This is a genomic window from Kaistia terrae (assembly GCF_026344005.1).
GTDB lineage: Bacteria > Pseudomonadota > Alphaproteobacteria > Rhizobiales > Kaistiaceae > Kaistia > Kaistia terrae.
Genome location: NZ_JAPKNH010000005.1, coordinates 304,897 through 321,558, shown reverse-complemented (window position 1 = coordinate 321,558; position 16,662 = coordinate 304,897). Strand labels below are relative to the sequence as shown.

Below are 16,662 nucleotides of genomic sequence, written 5' to 3'. Positions count from 1 at the left end.
GCTAGCAAGCCAAGGCCCTGCTTCGCCACCCGCACGACGTGTCCCATGACCGCATGACCCGCATCTTCCGCTTCGCCCCAAGCCCCAATGGCGAACTGCATCTCGGCCACGCCTTTTCGGCGTTGCTGAACGGCGACCTTGCCCGCGAAGCCGGCGGACAATTGTTGATCCGGATGGAAGATATCGACCTTGCGCGCTGCCGGCCGGAATTCGAGGCCTCGATCCTCGACGATCTCGCCTGGCTCGGGCTGGAATGGGAACAGCCGGTGCGCCGGCAATCGGAACATTTCGACGCCTATGAAGCGGCGCTCGATCGGCTCAGGGCGATGGATCTGGTCTATCCGAGTTTTTTGAGCCGGGCCGAGATCCGCGCGGCGACCGAAAGCCCGGAATGGCCGCGCGATCCCGACGGAGCACCGCTCTATCCAGGCCTTGATCGCGACCTTTCGAATAGCGAGGCAGCCAAGCAGATCGCGGCTAGTGCGCCCTATGCCTGGCGGCTGAAGATGGACGCGGCGATCGAAGCGGCCGGGCCGCTGGCATTCCTTGAGCTGGGCAGCGGCCCCGATGGGGAGACGGGCCAAATCGTCGCCGCGCCCGCCCGTTGGGGCGATGTCGTCATCGCCCGCAAGGAGATCCCGACCAGCTATCACCTCTCGGTCGTCGTCGACGACGCGCTGCAGGGGATCACCGATGTCGTGCGCGGCGAGGATCTTTTCCACGCCACCAGCGTGCACCGTCTGTTGCAGACATTGCTCAGCCTGCCGCAGCCGACCTATCGCCACCACGGCCTGATCCGCGATGCGGCGGGGCGAAAGCTGTCGAAATCGGAAGGGGCAACCGGGCTCCGCTCGCTTCGCAATATCGGCGCGACACCTGCCGATATCCGCGCCCACATTGGATTACCGCCTCAGCCGACGCCCAGGACATAGAGCCAGATCGTCACCGTGAAGAGGCTGAGCAGGGTCGAGACCGACACGGCGCTGGCGGTGCTGGCGACACCCGCCTTGTAGTGGTTGGCGAGCAGGTAGGCGTTGACGCCGCAGGGCATGGCGGCGAACACGACAGCGACCCCGGCCCAGACCGGCGGCATCGGCAGGACCTGCACCAGGCAGAGCACGATCAACGGATGCACGATCAGCTTCAGCGAGCTGATGACCAGCGACGCCTTGATGTCGCCGGCAAAGCCATAGCGCCGGAGCGCCAGGCCCATCGAGATCAGCGCGCAGGGAACCGACGAGGCGGCCAGCATCCGTACGACTTCGCCGGCCGGCCCGGTTGCGTGAATGCCGGCGATCTGGCCGATCGCCCCGGCATAGATGCCGATCAGGATCGGGTTGCGCGCCAGCGCCTTCACGAGCCGCATCAGCGTCGCGCGCGAAATGCCGGATTCCGAGCCTTCGGCGAACAAGGTCGCCGCCGTCGTCATCACCGGCAGGTGGATGGCGATCAGCAGGAACAGCGGCACCGCGCCTTCGTTGCCGAAGGCATTCAGGATTACCGGCACACCGACGAAGACGGTGTTGGATTGGCCGGAAGCAAAGCCCTGCATCACCGACTCGACATGCGCCCGGCCAAACACCCGGCGCGCGATCAGGAAGCCTATGCCGAAGACGATGAACGCACCGGCGAAATAGGCGATCCAATACCCCCAGGGCTGGCCGCCCTCCGGCATCTTCGCTTCCGACAGCGTCTTGAAGATCAGCACCGGCACGGCGATGCCGAACACATATTCCGACAAGCCATCGGCGGCGCGGTCGCCCAGATGTTTTGTCCAGCCGGCGATATAGCCGACCGTGATCAGGCCGGCGATCGGCAGAACGATGAAGGCGATCTCGGCCAGCCGGCCGAGCATCAGCATGTGCCTGCCCGCAGCAGGACGGACACGGGAAAGGCTTCGATGGACATAGGAATCATGACGCCGGTGCGGGGAAAAAGGCAGTCCGACACTAGAAATCTCCACCGGCCCGGTCAACCGAGGGCAGCCATCCAGCCTGCGCGACCATGCTTCCGCTTGGCTCCGCCGCCTCGCTCTCTATAGTCCGCCCGTCGCCTTGGCGCGGCGAAGCTTCACGCAATGCAAGGACCAGCATGACCGACGCCAGAACGATCCTCGTCACCGGCGCCTCGTCAGGCATCGGCCGCGACGCCGCCCTGACGCTCCGCGCCAAGGGCTGGCGCGTTTTCGCCACGGCGCGCAAGGCCGAGGATATCGCGGCGCTGGCGGAGGCGGGATGCGAGGCGCTCTACCTCGATTATACCGTCGAAGCCTCGATCCATGCCTGCGCCGACGCGGTGCTGGCTAAGACCGGCGGCACGCTCGATGCGCTGTTCAACAATGGCGCCTACGGCCAGGTCGGCGCCATCGAGGATTTGACAACGGATGTGTTGCGCCGCCAGTTCGCGACCAATGTCTTCGGCTGGCACACGCTGACGCGCCGGATCGTTCCGGTCATGCGGGCACAGGGCCATGGCCGCATCATCCAGTGCTCATCCATCCTCGGCCTCGTCGCCGGCAAATATCGCGGCGCCTATGTCGGTTCGAAATTCGCGCTGGAAGGGCTGACCGACACGCTCAGGATCGAACTCACCGGCACGAACATCCATGTCGCGCTGATTGAGCCGGGGCCGATCGCCACCCGCTTCACCCAGGCGGCGCTCGCCAATTTCCACGAGACGGTTGATATCAGCGCCTCCGTTCACCGCGAAGAATACCAGTCGCAACTGGCCCGGATGAAAGGCACCCGTCGACCCTCGCGTTTCAAGCTCGGCCCGGAGGCAGTCACGGCCGCCCTGCTGCACGCGCTTGAAAGCCCGCGTCCGAAGGTCCGATATTCCGTCACGGTTCTGACGAAGGCGGCGGCGCTGATGAAGCGCTTCATGCCGACGCGGCTGATGGACCGACTGATCGCGCGAAATTCCTGAATGCGAGATATTGGATCGCAACGGACGGGTTTGGACGCAAGGCTGCCAAGCTTCTGATCGTCGCCCCGGATTGCCCCGCTCCGCCGTCATCCCGAGGTGCTTCGCATCAGCGAAAGCCTCGAAGGAGGCTCCAACTGGGCATTCCGACCTCGCAGCCAGATCCGATCCTCTCCATCAGGGCGTTCCCTGGATGCTCCTTCGAGGCCCGGCTGCGCCGGACACCTCAGGATGATCGTCGAGCTTTTCGACTTACCGGCCAAACACCGCGGAAGATTGCACGGCGACGGAACCGAGAGGGCTTTGTGCGCGTAGAAACAGAAACAACGCAGGATTGCCGCGATGAGTTCTGTTTCCGCCGATTTCCGGACACCGCAGTTCTGGCTGAGGCCCGCCTCGCTGGCGAAGCTGGTTGTCTCGCTCGCCGTCTGCTTTGCCGCCGCGGCGCTGGGCTCGTGGCTGACCCTGCCCAGTATCCCGACCTGGTACGCCGGGCTGGCAAAACCCTTCTTCAGCCCGCCCAACTGGATTTTCGCGCCGGTCTGGACCGTGCTCTATGCGCTGATGGCGGTCGCCTTCTGGCGGGTGTGGGCGCTCGGTCGCGGCACGGCGCTGCAGGTCGCCGCCCTGACCTTCGCGATCCAGCTTGCCCTCAATGTCGCCTGGTCCGGCGCGTTCTTCGGCCTGCATTCGCCGGCGCTGGCGCTGGTCGTCATCGTGGCGCTGATGCTGGCCATCATCGCCACCATGAGCGCGTTTGCGAAAATCGATGGCCGCGCCGCGTGGATGCTCGCTCCCTATCTGGCCTGGGTGCTGTTCGCGACCGCTCTCAACGGGGCTGTCTGGTGGCTCAATTGAGCGCAGGCGGCGGATATGGCGAGCCGGCGAGGAACGGGCGTATAAGAACTCTTCCGTCCGATTCCTGAAGCCAGAGCCCGATGAACAGCTTTTTCTTTTATCTGATCCCGATCGCACTCGCCGCCGTTGCCATCGTGCTGTTGCTCGGCCTGTTCAACATGCTGCGCGGCGGGTCGCCGGAGCGGTCGCAGAAGCTGATGCGCATGCGCGTGTTGCTGCAATTCGCCGCCATCGTCATCATGATGGCCGCGCTCTACTTCTCAGCCCGCTAGGGCCCTTCGCCGTTTATCAAAACGGCGCATTGCTCTAGTTCTTTGCTTGGTCTCGTTTTCTTCACGCGAACCGCGCCGCACTTCGCTCGAAAACGCTCAAGGGATTTCCATGGTCGCGCTCAACCGCATCTATACGAGAACCGGGGATGATGGGACCACGTCCCTCGTCACGGGTGAGCGTCGCGCCAAATCGGATCTTCGCGTCGAAAGCTACGGCACGGTCGACGAAACCAACGCCCATGTCGGCACGGCCCGCCTCCATGTCGGTGACCTGCCTGTTGTCGACGCCATGCTTGCCCGCATCCAGAATGATCTCTTCGACCTCGGCGCCGACCTTTCGACGCCGGAAGCCGGCCTGAAGCCCGGCCGCGAGGCGCTGCGGATCATCGATGCGCAGACCGACCGGCTCGAAGCGGAAATCGACCTTCTGAACGCCGAGTTGAGCCCGCTGCGCTCCTTCGTCCTGCCGGGCGGCTCGCCGGCGGCGGCGCATTTGCACATCGCCCGCACCGTGGCGCGGCGCGCCGAACGGGTGATGGTCGACCTCGCCTCGCATGAAGCCGTCAATCCGGCAGCGATCCGCTACATCAACCGGCTGTCGGACTTCCTGTTCGTCGCTTCCCGTTACGTCAATGATCGCGGCGCCACGGATGTTCTGTGGGTGCCGGGCCAGAACCGCTGAGGGACGACACATGTTCGTGCCGTTCCACGATCAGAATCCGCTCCGCTACATCCGCTTCCCGTGGGTGACGCGCGGGCTCGTCATATTGAACTGCCTGGTCTTCCTGATCTACCAGCGCGCCGGCAACGCCGACGCCGAAGCCGCCTCGGTGATGGCCTTCGGCCTGATCCCGTCGACGCTCGCCGGCATCCATATCCGCACGCCCGGCCTCTACCACGCGCCCGAATATCTGACCTTCCTAACCTCGACCTTCCTGCATGGCGACATCTGGCACCTGGCCGGAAACATGCTGTTCCTCTGGGTCTTCGGCGACAATGTCGAGGACGCGATGGGGCATGTCCGCTTCATCCTGTTCTATTTCCTCTGCGCGATTGGCGGAGGGCTGGCGCATGTGATGGTCGAGCCGGGCTCCGATATCGCGCTGATCGGCGCCTCGGGCTCGGTCGCCGGCGTCATCGCCGCCTACCTGCTGCTGCACCCCAGGGTGAAGATCTGGATCCTGCTGCTTTTCCGCGTTCCGATCCGGCTCAGAACCGTCTGGGTACTCGGTTTCTGGATCCTGCTGCAGGTGTATTATTTCGCCTTCGGCACACCGGGCGAGATCTCCTGGGCTGCCCATCTCGGCGGCCTGCTGACGGGGGCGGTGCTGGTTCTGTTCTTCCGCCGTCCGGGTGTTCCGCTGCTGTCGCGCCAGGTGGACGAGGAAATGCCGGTAGAGCCCGTGGTTTGAGCCCTTCCAGGCTACGTTCCCTGCGTTGACTCGGGGAGAACCCGCCGGTACGGTCCCGCCCAAATCGCTGCAGCGAAAGGATAATTGTCGAGATGAAGATCCTCGTGCCCGTCAAGCGGGTGGTCGACACCAACGTCAAGATCCGCGTCAAGGCGGATGGCACCGGCGTCGACCTCGCCAACGTCAAGATGTCGATGAACCCCTTCGACGAAATCGCCGTCGAAGAGGCGCTGCGGCTCAAGGAAGCCGGCAAGGCGACGGAAGTCGTCGTCGTGTCGATCGGCACCGACAAATCGGCCGAAACGCTGCGCACCGGCCTCGCCATGGGCGCCGACCGTGCCATCCTCGTGAAGACCGACATCGCCAACATCGAGCCGCTGGCCGTCGCCAAGCTTCTGAAGGCTGTCATCGCGGCTGAAGAGCCCGGCCTGGTCATTCTGGGCAAGCAGGCGATCGACGACGATTCCAACCAGACCGGCCAGATGCTGGCGGCCCTGCTCGGCTGGCCGCAGGCGACCTTCGCCTCGAAGGTCGTGCTCGGCGATGGCGACGTCGACGTGACGCGCGAAGTCGATGGCGGCCTCGAGACGCTGCGGCTCAAGCTGCCGGCGATCGTCACCACGGATCTGCGCCTCAACGAGCCGCGCTACGCTTCGCTGCCGAACATCATGAAGGCGAAGAAGAAGCCGCTCGACGAGACCAGCCCGGAGACGCTGGGCGTCGATGCCTCGCCGCGCCTCACCGTTTTGAAGACGGTAGAGCCCACCGGCCGCACGGCCGGCGTGAAGCTCGGTTCGGTCGACGAACTCGTCGCGAAGCTCAAGCAGGCGGGAGTCCTCTGATGGCAACGCTCATCCTCGCGGAACACGACAACACAAATCTGAACGAAGCGACGGCAAAGACGCTGACCGCCGCGCTGGCGCTCGGCCAGCCGGTCGACATCCTCGTCGCCGGCCATCAGGCCCAGGCCGTAGCGGACGCGGCGGCAAAGCTCTCCGGCATTCGCGCCGTGAAGCTCGCCGATGGCGCGAGCCTGGCGCATCAGCGCGCAGAGCCCCTGGCCGATCTCATCGTGTCGCTGGCCGGTGGCTATGACGCGATCGTCGTTCCGGCCACCTCGACCGGCAAGAACGTCGCGCCGCGCGTCGCCGCCCTGCTCGACGTGATGCAGATCTCCGAGATCACCAAGGTGGTTTCCGCCGACACGTTCGAGCGCCCGATCTATGCCGGCAACGCCATCGAGACCGTGCAATCGGGTGACAGCAAGCGGGTCGTGACGGTCCGCATCGCCGCCTTCCCGGCCGCCGACGCCGGCGGCAACGCCCCGGTCGAGACGGTCGCAGCACCGGCCGATTCGGGCCTTTCCAGCTTCGTCGGCGCGGATCTTTCCGTCTCCGACCGGCCGGAACTCGCCGCCGCCAAGGTCATCGTCTCGGGCGGACGCGCGCTCGGTTCGGCGGAAAAGTTCCAGGAAGTCATCGCCCCGCTCGCCGACCAGCTCAAGGCCGCCATCGGCGCCTCGCGCGCGGCGGTGGATGCCGGCTACGCTCCGAACGATTGGCAGGTCGGCCAGACCGGCAAGGTTGTTGCGCCGGATCTCTATATCGCCATCGGCATCTCGGGCGCGATCCAGCACCTGGCCGGCATGAAGGACTCGAAGGTCATCGTCGCGATCAACAAGGACGGCGACGCGCCGATCTTCCAGATCGCCGATTACGGCCTCGTCGACGATCTCTTCACGGTCGTTCCGGCCCTGACCAAGGCGCTCGCAAACTAAGCGTTTACCGACGCCGGTTGACAATCTCGACGGCCGTGCTCGACTGACCGCAGGTCAAAGAGCGCGGCCGTATTTTTTCGAACGCAATTTTCGGATTCTGGAAGACAAAGGAGCCCTTGGGGCATGAGCACCGCGATTAAAAAGATCGGCGTCATCGGAGCCGGTCAGATGGGCAATGGTATCGCCCATGTGAGCGCGCTTGCCGGCTACGAGGTTTTCATCCACGACCTCGCAGAGGAGCGGGTCCGCAAGGGCCTTGCCACCATCGATGGCAACCTTTCGCGCCAGGTCCATTCCGGCCGCATCACCGAGGACGACCGCAAGGCGGCGCTGGCCCGCGTCAAGCCGGCCTTTGGCGTCGACGATCTCGGCGATTGCGACCTGGTCATCGAGGCCGCAACCGAGGACGAGGCGACCAAGCGCAAGATCTTCGCCGGCGTTTGCCCGGCGCTGAAGCCTGGCGCGATGCTGGCGACCAACACGTCATCTATCTCGATTACCCGCCTCGCCTCTTCGACGGACCGGCCCGAGCGCTTCATCGGCATTCATTTCATGAACCCGGTCCCGGTGATGCAGCTGGTCGAGCTGATTCGCGGCATCGCCACCGGCGACGAGACGTTCGAAGCGTCGAAGGCCTATGTCGCGGCTCTCGGCCGCACCGCGACCGTTTCGGAAGATTTCCCGGGCTTCATCGTCAACCGCATCCTGCTGCCGATGATCAACGAGGCGATCTATGTCCTGTATGAGGGCGTCGGCTCGGTCGACGCGATCGATACGGCGATGAAGCTTGGCGCCAACCACCCGATGGGTCCGTTGCAGCTCGCCGATTTCATCGGCCTCGATACCTGCCTGTCCATCATGCAGGTGCTTTATGAGGGCCTGGCGGATTCGAAGTACCGTCCCTGCCCGCTGCTGGTGAAATATGTCGAGGCCGGCTGGCTCGGTCGCAAGACCAATCGCGGCTTCTACGATTATCGCGGCGAGACCCCGGTTCCCACGCGCTGAGGCGCGTCGCTGTACGTAAGAAGGGCCCTCACCCCACCCTCTCCCGCAAGCGGGCGAGGTTTTTTTGCGGCCGGTGTGGTGTCGACGTGGGCGGCTGGAGCAAGATCCATCTGATTTGAAGCATCGTTTTTCACCTCTCCCTGAGGGAGAGGTCGACGGCCGCAGGCCGGCGGGTGAGGGTTTACGGCCTCACCGGATGGTTCCCTAAACCCTCACCCGGCTCTTCGAGCCGACCTCTCCCTCAGGGAGAGGTGAAAGATAGGGCTCGACCCAGATGGATCTTGCTCTGGGCGCGATGCGCTCCCTCGCCCGCTTGCGGGAGAGGGCCAGGGAGAGGGTCTTGACCACCCTCACCTAGTCAAACAGCGCCGCTGGCCGCCCCGATCAGCGCCTTGGCGTCCTCAGAGTCCCATTCGGCCGGGCCGGACATGACGCCGAGCGCGCAGCCCTTCTTGTCGATCAGAACCGTCGTCGGCAGGCCGACGGCCATGCCCTTGTTCTTCAGACCGGTGAAGATGCCGGTCGTCGGATCGCCGTAAAAGGCGAGCGACTTGACGCCGATCTCTTCCAGAAACTGCTTCGGCTTGGCCGGATCCTGGGTGTCGATCGAGACGGCGACGACCGAAAAATCCTTGCCCTCATGCGCGGCGTCGAGGCGGTCGAGTGCCGGCATCTCCTGGCGGCACGGTGCGCACCACGTCGCCCAGAGGTTGAGCAGAACGGTCTGGCCTTCGAAATCGGCGAGGCTTTTCTTGTCGCCATTGGCGGTCTGGAAGCTCAGTTCCGACAGCCGCGCCGGCTCCGTCGCGACGCGGAACGCAGCGACTTCTCCCTTGGCGAAGGGAGCCAGCAGCCCGGCAGCCTCGATGGAAGGCGCACAGTCATCGCCCTTCCATTCAACGAGAGCGTTGCCTTTCCGGGTCTCGGTCACGTATACCGCCGCAACTCCGACTGCGATGCCTGCGATCGCGGCCAGGCCAATAATCGGCCAGCGTCGCGATTTCCCGCGCGTCTCATTCATTCCGTCCTGCCTCCAAGGCCTCCGCGAGGGTATATGAGCAATTCAATGTGGGGTGGCCGCTTCTCCGAAGGCCCGGCCGCCATCATGGAAGAGATCAACGCGTCGATTGGTTTCGACCAGAAGCTCTACCGTCAGGACATTGCCGGCTCGAAGGCGCATGCCGCCATGCTCGCCCGCCAGGGAATTATCGCGGCGGACGATGCCGAAAAGATCGCGGCAGGTCTAGACGCCATCCTGCGCGAAATCGAAGCGGGCGAGTTCAAATTCTCGCGCGCCCTCGAGGATATCCATCTCAACATCGAATCGCGCCTGAAGGAACTGATCGGCGACGCGGCCGGAAGGCTGCATACCGCCCGCTCGCGCAACGACCAGGTGGCGACCGATTTCAAGCTCTGGGTCCGCGACACCATCGACGCCGTCGATTCAGCGCTGCGCAATTTACAGAGCGCGCTGGCCGACAAGGCTTTCGAGCATGCCGGCCAGGTGATGCCCGGCTTTACCCATCTCCAGAGTGCCCAGCCGGTGACCTTCGGCCACCACATGCTGGCCTATGTCGAGATGATCGGCCGGGACCGCGGCCGCTTCCAGGACGCGCGCAAACGCTTGAACGAAAACCCGCTCGGCGCCGCGGCGCTGGCCGGCACGTCGTTCCCGATCGACCGCTTCCAGACGTCGGCGGCGCTCGGCTTCGACCGGCCGACGGCGAACTCGCTCGACAGCGTTTCCGACCGCGATTTCGTCATCGAGGCGCTGGCCGCCGCCAGCCTTTGCGCCATCCATCTGTCGCGCTTCGCCGAAGAGATCGTCATCTGGTCGTCGGCGCAGTTCCGCTTCATCAAGCTTTCCGACAAGTTCACCACCGGCTCGTCGATCATGCCGCAGAAGCGCAATCCGGACGCCGCCGAACTGGTGCGCGCGAAGACGGGCCGCATCATCGGCGCCCAGACGGCGCTGCAGATCGTCATGAAGGGTCTTCCGCTCGCCTATCAGAAGGATATGCAGGAAGACAAGGAACAGGCTTTTGACGCGTTCGAGAGCCTGGAACTGGCGATTGCCGCGACTACCGGCATGGTGCTCGACATGCAGCCGGAAGCCGTCACGCTGAAGAAGGCGGCGGGCTCGGGTTTTGCCACCGCGACGGACTTGGCCGACTGGCTGGTGCGCGAACTGAACATGCCGTTCCGCGACGCCCACCACGTCACCGGCCGCATCGTGGCGATTGCCTCCGAGCGCAACGTCGACCTGACCAAGGTGACGCTGGACGAGATGCAGGCCGTGCATCCCGCCATCACCGATGCGGTCTATTCGGTGCTTTCGGTCGATAAGTCGGTCAGGAGCCGCACCAGCTATGGCGGCACCTCGCCGAAGAATGTCCGCTCGCAGGCCAAGCGCTGGCAGCGGGCATTGGCGCGCGAGGCTGCCAAGGCCTAGCGCCGCGAAGGCGTAGCAACGTCTTCGCAAACCTGCCAAGTTTGGCAATGACGGGGTGGCGCGATCGGTTAAGATGCGCCGCCCGACCGACGAGCCCTTCTGGAGAAGCCGCCTTGGCCCTTGCTGCCCGAATCCTTCTTTTGACCGCCGCGATGGCGCTCGCCGGTTGCGGCGTCAAGGGCGCTCCCGAGCCGCCGCCGGGCGGTCCGCAGGCGCTTTCTCAAGAGCAGCCCGGCCCGGACGGCAAGAAACCTGACGTCTCGAAGCCAGCGAAACCGGACCGCTCGCTGTTCATCGACAAGCTGCTCTGAGCCTGTCCGGCGGGTAGCCGCTGCAAGTCATCCAGTTGATTGCCGTCATTCCCGCGAAAGCGGGAACCCATGCAGCCGATGCCAGGGGAGTTTTCTCCGATCACGGGCACGGCTGAATGGATCCCGGGTCAAGCCCGGGATGACGACCGAGAGTTTATTCCGCCATGAACCATTTCGAATATCGCGACGGCGCGCTCTACGCCGAAGACGTGGCCATCGCCGATATCGCTGCAGCCGTCGGCACGCCGTTCTATTGCTATTCGACCGCCACCCTCGTCCGCCATTTTCGCGTGTTTCGCGAGGCGCTGGCGGGAATGGACACGCTCATCTGCTATGCGATGAAGGCGAATTCCAACCAGGCCGTGCTGAAGACGCTGGTCGCCGAGGGCGCCGGCATGGACGTCGTCTCGGAAGGCGAATTGCGCCGGGCGCTTGCCGCCGGCTGCCCGCCGGAAAAGATCGTCTTCTCCGGCGTCGCCAAGACGGCGCGCGAGATCGCGCAGGCGCTCGATACCGGTATTCTCTGCTTCAACGTCGAATCCGAGCCCGAACTGGAGCGGATCTCCGAGATCGCGACCGCCAAGGGCGCGACCGCCACCATTTCGTTGCGCATAAATCCCGACGTCGACGCCAAGACCCACGCCAAGATCACCACCGGCAAGGCCGAGAACAAGTTCGGCATCCCCTATGTCCGCGCCCGCGAGGTCTATGCCCGCGCCGCGAAGTTGCCCGGCATCAAGGTCGCCGGCGTCGACATGCATATCGGCAGCCAGATCACCGACATGGGACCGTTTGACGAGGCTTATGGGCTGCTGGCCGACCTCGTGCGCGACCTGCGCGCCGACGGCCACACGATCGAGCACGTCGATGGCGGTGGCGGCCTCGGCATTCCCTATCATCTCGACGAGGAAGCGCCGCCGGAACCGACAGTCTATGCCGCGATCGTGCGCAAGCGCCTCGGCAATCTCGGCGGCAGGATCCTGTTCGAGCCCGGCCGGATGATCGTCGGCAACGCCGGCATCCTCGTCTCCGAGGTCGTCTATGTGAAGGAAGGCGCCGCCAAGACCTTCGTCATCGTCGACGCCGGCATGAACGATCTGATCCGCCCGACCCTCTACGAGGCGCATCACGACATCCAGCCGGTCGCCGTGCCGAAGCCGGGTACGCGCGAAATCTTCGCCGATGTCGTCGGCGGCGTCTGCGAGACGGGCGATTATCTCGCCCTCGACCGCACCATGGCGGCCGTCGAAGCCGGCGATCTGCTGGCTGTGATGACGACCGGTGCTTATGGCGCGGTGCAGGGATCGAGCTACAACACGCGGCCGCTCGCGGCCGAAGTGCTGGTCAATGGCAGCGAGTTCGCCGTCATCCGCCCGCGCCAGACCTATGAGGATCTGATCGGCATGGACCAGCTTCCGGCCTGGCTCGACAAGTAGTCTCGCCGCCACGATCTGGCGGCAAAGATTGCGAAACTGCCGCGCAACGCCGATATAGGAGGGGAAATGACCAACACCGATGCATTTCCCCTCGATCCGCGCCAGATCCATGGCGCCGAGCCGCTGCGCCTCAGCGATCGCCAGATCGTGCTGATCTCGAAGGCGCTGGCCGAGCCGCGCCGCTATCAGATCCTCAAAGATCTCGGCGCCGCCGGTGCGCCTTTGGCGTGCAGCTGCGTCGTCCAGAACCAGCAGGTCAGCGCCGCCACCATTTCCCATCATCTGAAGGAACTGGAAACGGCGGGCCTGATCGAGATCGTGCGCGAGGGCAAGTTCGCCAGCCTCGTGCTGCAGCGCCCCGTGCTCGACGCCTATCTGGCCCAGCTCTCCCAAATCTGACAACCGACGCAAATATCGATCGCTCTCGCTCTTGTAACGATTAGACGATTATCTAAATGTCTAATCAACTCATACCAACAGGAGTGAATGAGTTGAGCAAATTGACAGGCAAGGTCGCGGTCGTAACGGGCGCATCGAAGGGTATCGGGGCAGGCATCGCCAAGGAGCTGGCCGCCGCCGGCGCTTCGGTCGTGGTCAACTACGCCTCCAGCAAGGAAGGCGCTGACCGCGTCGTGGCGGAGATCGAGAGCAAGGGCGGCAAAGCCGTGGCAGTCCAGGGCGACGTGTCGAAATCCGCCGACGTGACGCGTCTGTTCGCCGAGGCGAAGACGGCCTATGGCTCGCTCGACATCCTGGTGAACAATGCCGGCGTCTACCAGTTCGGCGCGCTCGAAGACGTCACCGAGGACGAGTTCCACCGGCAGTTCAACACCAACGTGCTCGGCCTCCTGCTGACCACCCAGGAAGGCGTGAAGCATTTCGGCGCCGAGGGCGGCAGCGTCATCAACATCGGCTCCACCATCAGCCAGCTGCCGATGCCGAATTCGTCGATCTACACCGCCACCAAGAGCGCGGTCGACGCCATCACCCACGTGCTCTCCAAGGAGCTGGCGGACAAGAACATCCGGGTCAATTCGATCAATCCGGGTGGCGTCGAGACGGAAGGCACGCGAACGGCCGGCGTGATCGGCAGCGATCTGGAGAAGCAGCTGATTGCCCAGACCCCGCTCGGCCGCATCGGACAGCCGGGCGATATCGGCACGATTGCCGTATTCCTCGCCTCGCCCGATTCCGGCTGGCTGACCGGCGAATTGCTGCTCGCCTCCGGCGGCATGCGCTAGAGCGAGGCGGATAACCGGTTCGCTGAAGACAACGCGACCGAGCAAAGCGCCAGAGCCGTTCAGCGTTGCCATGAAGCGCTGAACGGCTCTGGCATGTCCTGCCCGGCAAGCCCGCCGCGTCGGCCGGTCGTGCCGGAATGCCGATGCAACCCTTGCCTTAGGGGTCGCTCGTCCCAACTTCAGTTGCTACAGTAGCTGGGGCGGCGGGCATGACGGACAAAACGGAGCGGTGATGACCGAGCCCGCGGGCAAGACTGCGGACACGAAAACGGGGCCGGATCTTCCGGCTTCGTTGGAATCGGCTGCGTTTCAGCGGATCGCCAAGGCGGTCGGCCGCGCGCGGCTGGTGCTGATCTGGGAATCCGCCTGGCCGCGCATAGTCCCCATCCTTTGCCTCGGCGGCCTGTTCCTCGCCTTTTCCTGGCTCGGCCTCTGGTCGCGACTGCCCGATCCGCTCCGCTATGGCGCGTTGGCGCTGTTCGGCATCGTCTATGTCGGGCTGATCCTGCGCCTCGGGCGGATGACTGTGCCGACCCAGGACGAAGCGCTGGCGCGGGTGGCGCGCGAAAGCGCCATGGAGCATCGCCCGGCCACCGCCTTTGGCGACCGCCTGTCACAGCCGAGCCGCGATCCGCTGACGCAATCGCTCTGGCGCGCCCATCGCTGGCGCCTGATGGAAAAGCTCGACCATCTTTCCGCCGGCCTGCCCTCTCCCGGCATGAATGCGCGCGATCCCTATGCGCTGCGCTTCCTGCTGCCGCTGGTGCTGCTCGTCGCCTTCCTGATGGCTGGCCCCGATCGTCTCGACCGCATCGCCGACGCCATCCGGCCGGGAGCCTCGGCCGTGGAAGCGCCGCCGCGCATCGATGCGTGGGTGACGCCGCCGGCCTATACGAGCCGGCCGCCGATCTTCCTGACCGGCGATGCCGCGCGGCCCGGAAGCCTCGACCCCAACGCTGCCGTCCGCGTGCCGCAAGGCTCCGTCGTGACGCTCCGGATGCCCGTGGAGCCGGATCTCACCGCCACGGCGGTGGCGACGGCAGGCCAGGTCCTTGCCTTCGATGCCCCCATTGCCAAGAACGCGGGCACAGCTTCGAGCCCGGCCCCGGCTACCGCCGATGTGGCGCCGCCGGAAGAGCGCAAGCTGACGCTTTCGACCGATAGCTCCCTGAATGTGGCGCGCGGCGGCCGCGCGCTGCTGTCCTGGACTTTCGCGGTGACGCCGGACGAACCTCCAAAGATCGAGCTGACGCGCGATCCCTCCGCCACCCGGAGCGGCGCTCTGTCGCTCGCCTATTCGCTCCAGGATGACTACGGCGTGGTTTCGGCCGCCGGCACGATCTCGCCCCTCGATGAAGGCTCGACCAGCGCCCGCCCGCTTGTGGCCGCGCCGGATCTGCCGCTCAACCTGCCGCGCCAGCGCATGCGCGAGGGCAATGGCGAGACGATCCGCGACCTCTCCGCTCATCCCTGGGCCGGTGCCAAGGTGAAGATGCGGCTGACCGCCACCGACGAAGCCGGACAATCGGGCGAAAGCCCGCCGATCGAGTTCACGCTGCCGATGCGTAGCTTCAACAATCCGATCGCCCGCGCCGTGGTCGAGCAGCGCCGCCTGCTGGCGCTCGACGCCAACAAGGCGCCGGCCGTCGCCATGGCCATCGATTTCATCACGCTCTATCCGGACAAGTTAAAGACCAACGGCCCCTATGTCGCGCTGCGGGCCGCCTATCACAGGCTGACCGGCGCTCGCACCGACGCCGAACTGGTCGAGACGGTCGATTTCCTGTGGCAGATCGCGCTGGGCATCGAGGATGGCGACCTGTCGCTGGCGGCTCAGGATCTGCGCGCCGCGCAGGAAGCCTTGCGCAAGGCGATCGAGAGCAACGCCTCCGACGCAGAGCTTGAAAAGGCGATGCAGGACCTGCGCGAGGCGATGAACCAGTATCTGGAAGCGCTGGCGAAGGATGCCGCGCGCAATCCGCAGGCAAACCAGCAGCCGATGGACCCGAACACGCGGGTACTCCGGTCCGAAGACCTGCAGAAGATGATGGATCAGATCGAGAATCTGGCCAAGACCGGCTCCCGCGACGCGGCCCAGCAGATGCTGAGCGAGTTGCAGCAGATGATGGAAAATCTCGAGGCGAGCCGTTCGCAGCAGAGCCAGGAAGGCCAGAATGGCGAGATGAACCAGGCTCTCGACAAGCTTGGTGACATGATCCGCCGTCAGCAGCAGCTGATGGACAAGACCTTCAAGATGGATCCGGACACCGATGGCAGCGGCGCCGAGGCGCAGCCGATGACGCCGGAGGAACGCCAGCAGGCGCTGAAGGAACTGCGCGAGGGCCAGCAGGGCCTGCAGAAGATGCTGCGGGAACTGCAGGAGACGATGAAGCAGCAGGGCATGCAGCCGGACGGCAAGCTCGGCCAGGCCGACCGTTCGATGGGCGACGCGGCCGAACAGCTTGGCGAAGGTGCACCTGGGCAGGCCGTAGGCCCGCAGGGCGAGGCGCTGCAGGCGCTGCGCGAGGGCGCCCGTAGCCTCGCCGACCAGATGGCCCGCCAAAACGGCACCGGCAGCCGCCAGGGCGGTCCTATGCCGGGCCAGGACCCGCTCGGCCGCCAGCAGCAGGGCCGCGGCACCGATCTCGGCTCATCGGTGAAGGTGCCGGACGCGATCGACACCCAGCGCGCCCGCGAGATCCTCGACATGATCCGCAAGCGCCTCGGCGACCCGTCACGACCGCTGATCGAGCGGGATTATCTGGAGCGGCTGCTGGAACGGTATTGAGGGCCGTTTCGGCCAACTAAGCGCCGCCGAGCATCCTACCTCGCCGTCATCCCGGGCTTGACCCGGGATCCATTCAGCCGTGGCGATAGACGCGGGGAATCCCCAGAACCCGGCTGCATGGATTCCGGATCTCCGCTTCGCTGCGTCCGGGATGACGGCAGAGTCTTTGCCAAGCGCCGTTCGTAGTT

17 protein-coding genes are annotated in these 16,662 nt (G+C 65.1%); 15 read left to right on the top strand and 2 right to left on the bottom strand.

Annotation, left to right across the window (positions count from 1 at the left end):
• Positions 1-53 precede the first annotated feature (53 nt).
• Entirely contained in the window at positions 54-932 is an 879-nt protein-coding gene (gene gluQRS, locus OSH12_RS16585; RefSeq protein ID WP_266344701.1) for a tRNA glutamyl-Q(34) synthetase GluQRS, read from the top strand.
• On the opposite strand, the gene OSH12_RS16580 is transcribed toward gluQRS, so the two are convergent.
• Positions 911-1,855, bottom strand: coding sequence for an AEC family transporter (locus tag OSH12_RS16580; protein ID WP_266344760.1), 945 nt, complete (start codon positions 1,853-1,855; stop codon positions 911-913). The genes gluQRS and OSH12_RS16580 overlap by 22 nt on opposite strands.
• 236 nt (positions 1,856-2,091) lie before the next feature.
• On the opposite strand from OSH12_RS16580, the gene OSH12_RS16575 reads away from it, so the two are divergent.
• From OSH12_RS16575 to OSH12_RS16540, 8 genes are all read left to right on the top strand, one after another.
• A complete protein-coding gene (locus OSH12_RS16575; RefSeq protein WP_266344700.1) occupies positions 2,092-2,925 on the top strand; it encodes an SDR family oxidoreductase in 834 nt (277 codons plus the stop codon).
• A 339-nt stretch (positions 2,926-3,264) separates the two neighbouring features.
• Entirely contained in the window at positions 3,265-3,780 is a 516-nt protein-coding gene (locus OSH12_RS16570) for a TspO/MBR family protein (protein WP_266344699.1), read from the top strand.
• An 80-nt stretch (positions 3,781-3,860) separates the two neighbouring features.
• Positions 3,861-4,052: a twin transmembrane helix small protein gene (locus OSH12_RS16565; RefSeq protein WP_266344698.1), complete on the top strand. Its 192-nt coding sequence runs from the start codon at positions 3,861-3,863 to the stop codon at positions 4,050-4,052.
• A gap of 109 nt (positions 4,053-4,161) precedes the next feature.
• Positions 4,162-4,734, top strand: a complete 573-nt coding sequence (locus OSH12_RS16560) for a cob(I)yrinic acid a,c-diamide adenosyltransferase (RefSeq protein WP_266344697.1) — start codon at positions 4,162-4,164, stop codon at positions 4,732-4,734.
• A 10-nt stretch (positions 4,735-4,744) separates the two neighbouring features.
• Entirely contained in the window at positions 4,745-5,464 is a 720-nt protein-coding gene (locus OSH12_RS16555) for a rhomboid family intramembrane serine protease (RefSeq protein WP_266344696.1), read from the top strand.
• 92 nt (positions 5,465-5,556) lie between these two features.
• Positions 5,557-6,306, top strand: a complete 750-nt coding sequence (locus tag OSH12_RS16550) for an electron transfer flavoprotein subunit beta/FixA family protein (RefSeq protein WP_266344695.1) — start codon at positions 5,557-5,559, stop codon at positions 6,304-6,306.
• On the top strand, positions 6,306-7,241 hold the full coding sequence (locus OSH12_RS16545) for an electron transfer flavoprotein subunit alpha/FixB family protein (RefSeq protein WP_266344694.1): 936 nt from the start codon (positions 6,306-6,308) through the stop codon (positions 7,239-7,241). Before OSH12_RS16550 ends, OSH12_RS16545 begins: the two co-directional genes overlap by 1 nt.
• 123 nt (positions 7,242-7,364) lie before the next feature.
• Positions 7,365-8,246, top strand: coding sequence for a 3-hydroxybutyryl-CoA dehydrogenase (locus OSH12_RS16540; RefSeq protein WP_266344693.1), 882 nt, complete (start codon positions 7,365-7,367; stop codon positions 8,244-8,246).
• A gap of 358 nt (positions 8,247-8,604) precedes the next feature.
• Here the strand turns inward: OSH12_RS16540 and tlpA are convergent, their stop codons facing one another.
• Positions 8,605-9,267 (bottom strand): thiol:disulfide interchange protein TlpA, encoded by a 663-nt coding sequence (gene tlpA, locus OSH12_RS16535; RefSeq protein WP_266344692.1) that lies wholly within the window; start codon positions 9,265-9,267, stop codon positions 8,605-8,607.
• A 33-nt stretch (positions 9,268-9,300) separates the two neighbouring features.
• On the opposite strand from tlpA, the gene argH reads away from it, so the two are divergent.
• The 6 genes from argH (at position 9,301) to OSH12_RS16505 (ending at position 16,474) form a co-directional block, all read left to right on the top strand.
• Complete coding sequence (gene argH, locus OSH12_RS16530; protein ID WP_266344690.1) at positions 9,301-10,698, top strand: argininosuccinate lyase; 1,398 nt, start codon at positions 9,301-9,303, stop codon at positions 10,696-10,698.
• Positions 10,699-10,811: 113 nt separating this feature from the next.
• Entirely contained in the window at positions 10,812-11,009 is a 198-nt protein-coding gene (lptM, locus tag OSH12_RS16525) for an LPS translocon maturation chaperone LptM (protein WP_266344689.1), read from the top strand.
• 164 nt (positions 11,010-11,173) lie between these two features.
• Entirely contained in the window at positions 11,174-12,445 is a 1,272-nt protein-coding gene (gene lysA / locus OSH12_RS16520; protein WP_266344688.1) for a diaminopimelate decarboxylase, read from the top strand.
• 66 nt (positions 12,446-12,511) lie between these two features.
• Positions 12,512-12,844 carry an ArsR/SmtB family transcription factor gene (locus OSH12_RS16515; RefSeq protein WP_266344687.1) on the top strand — a complete coding sequence of 111 codons (333 nt, stop codon included), beginning with the start codon at positions 12,512-12,514 and terminating at the stop codon, positions 12,842-12,844.
• A 92-nt stretch (positions 12,845-12,936) separates the two neighbouring features.
• On the top strand, positions 12,937-13,686 hold the full coding sequence (locus OSH12_RS16510; protein WP_266344686.1) for an SDR family NAD(P)-dependent oxidoreductase: 750 nt from the start codon (positions 12,937-12,939) through the stop codon (positions 13,684-13,686).
• 232 nt (positions 13,687-13,918) lie between these two features.
• Entirely contained in the window at positions 13,919-16,474 is a 2,556-nt protein-coding gene (locus OSH12_RS16505) for a TIGR02302 family protein (RefSeq protein ID WP_266344685.1), read from the top strand.
• The last annotated feature ends 188 nt before the right edge of the window (positions 16,475-16,662 follow it).

Excerpts from the sequence above, each read along its gene's own strand:
- gluQRS (WP_266344701.1), top strand. The coding sequence starts at position 54 with ATGACCCGCATCTTCCGCTTCGCCCCAAGCCCCAATGGCGAACTGCAT.
- OSH12_RS16580 (WP_266344760.1), bottom strand. The coding sequence starts at position 1,855 with ATGCTCGGCCGGCTGGCCGAGATCGCCTTCATCGTTCTGCCGATCGCC.
- OSH12_RS16575 (WP_266344700.1), top strand. The coding sequence starts at position 2,092 with ATGACCGACGCCAGAACGATCCTCGTCACCGGCGCCTCGTCAGGCATC.
- OSH12_RS16570 (WP_266344699.1), top strand. The coding sequence starts at position 3,265 with ATGAGTTCTGTTTCCGCCGATTTCCGGACACCGCAGTTCTGGCTGAGG.
- OSH12_RS16565 (WP_266344698.1), top strand. The coding sequence starts at position 3,861 with ATGAACAGCTTTTTCTTTTATCTGATCCCGATCGCACTCGCCGCCGTT.
- OSH12_RS16560 (WP_266344697.1), top strand. The coding sequence starts at position 4,162 with ATGGTCGCGCTCAACCGCATCTATACGAGAACCGGGGATGATGGGACC.
- OSH12_RS16555 (WP_266344696.1), top strand. The coding sequence starts at position 4,745 with ATGTTCGTGCCGTTCCACGATCAGAATCCGCTCCGCTACATCCGCTTC.
- OSH12_RS16550 (WP_266344695.1), top strand. The coding sequence starts at position 5,557 with ATGAAGATCCTCGTGCCCGTCAAGCGGGTGGTCGACACCAACGTCAAG.
- OSH12_RS16545 (WP_266344694.1), top strand. The coding sequence starts at position 6,306 with ATGGCAACGCTCATCCTCGCGGAACACGACAACACAAATCTGAACGAA.
- OSH12_RS16540 (WP_266344693.1), top strand. The coding sequence starts at position 7,365 with ATGAGCACCGCGATTAAAAAGATCGGCGTCATCGGAGCCGGTCAGATG.
- tlpA (WP_266344692.1), bottom strand. The coding sequence starts at position 9,267 with ATGAATGAGACGCGCGGGAAATCGCGACGCTGGCCGATTATTGGCCTG.
- argH (WP_266344690.1), top strand. The coding sequence starts at position 9,301 with ATGAGCAATTCAATGTGGGGTGGCCGCTTCTCCGAAGGCCCGGCCGCC.
- lysA (WP_266344688.1), top strand. The coding sequence starts at position 11,174 with ATGAACCATTTCGAATATCGCGACGGCGCGCTCTACGCCGAAGACGTG.
- OSH12_RS16515 (WP_266344687.1), top strand. The coding sequence starts at position 12,512 with ATGACCAACACCGATGCATTTCCCCTCGATCCGCGCCAGATCCATGGC.
- OSH12_RS16505 (WP_266344685.1), top strand. The coding sequence starts at position 13,919 with ATGACCGAGCCCGCGGGCAAGACTGCGGACACGAAAACGGGGCCGGAT.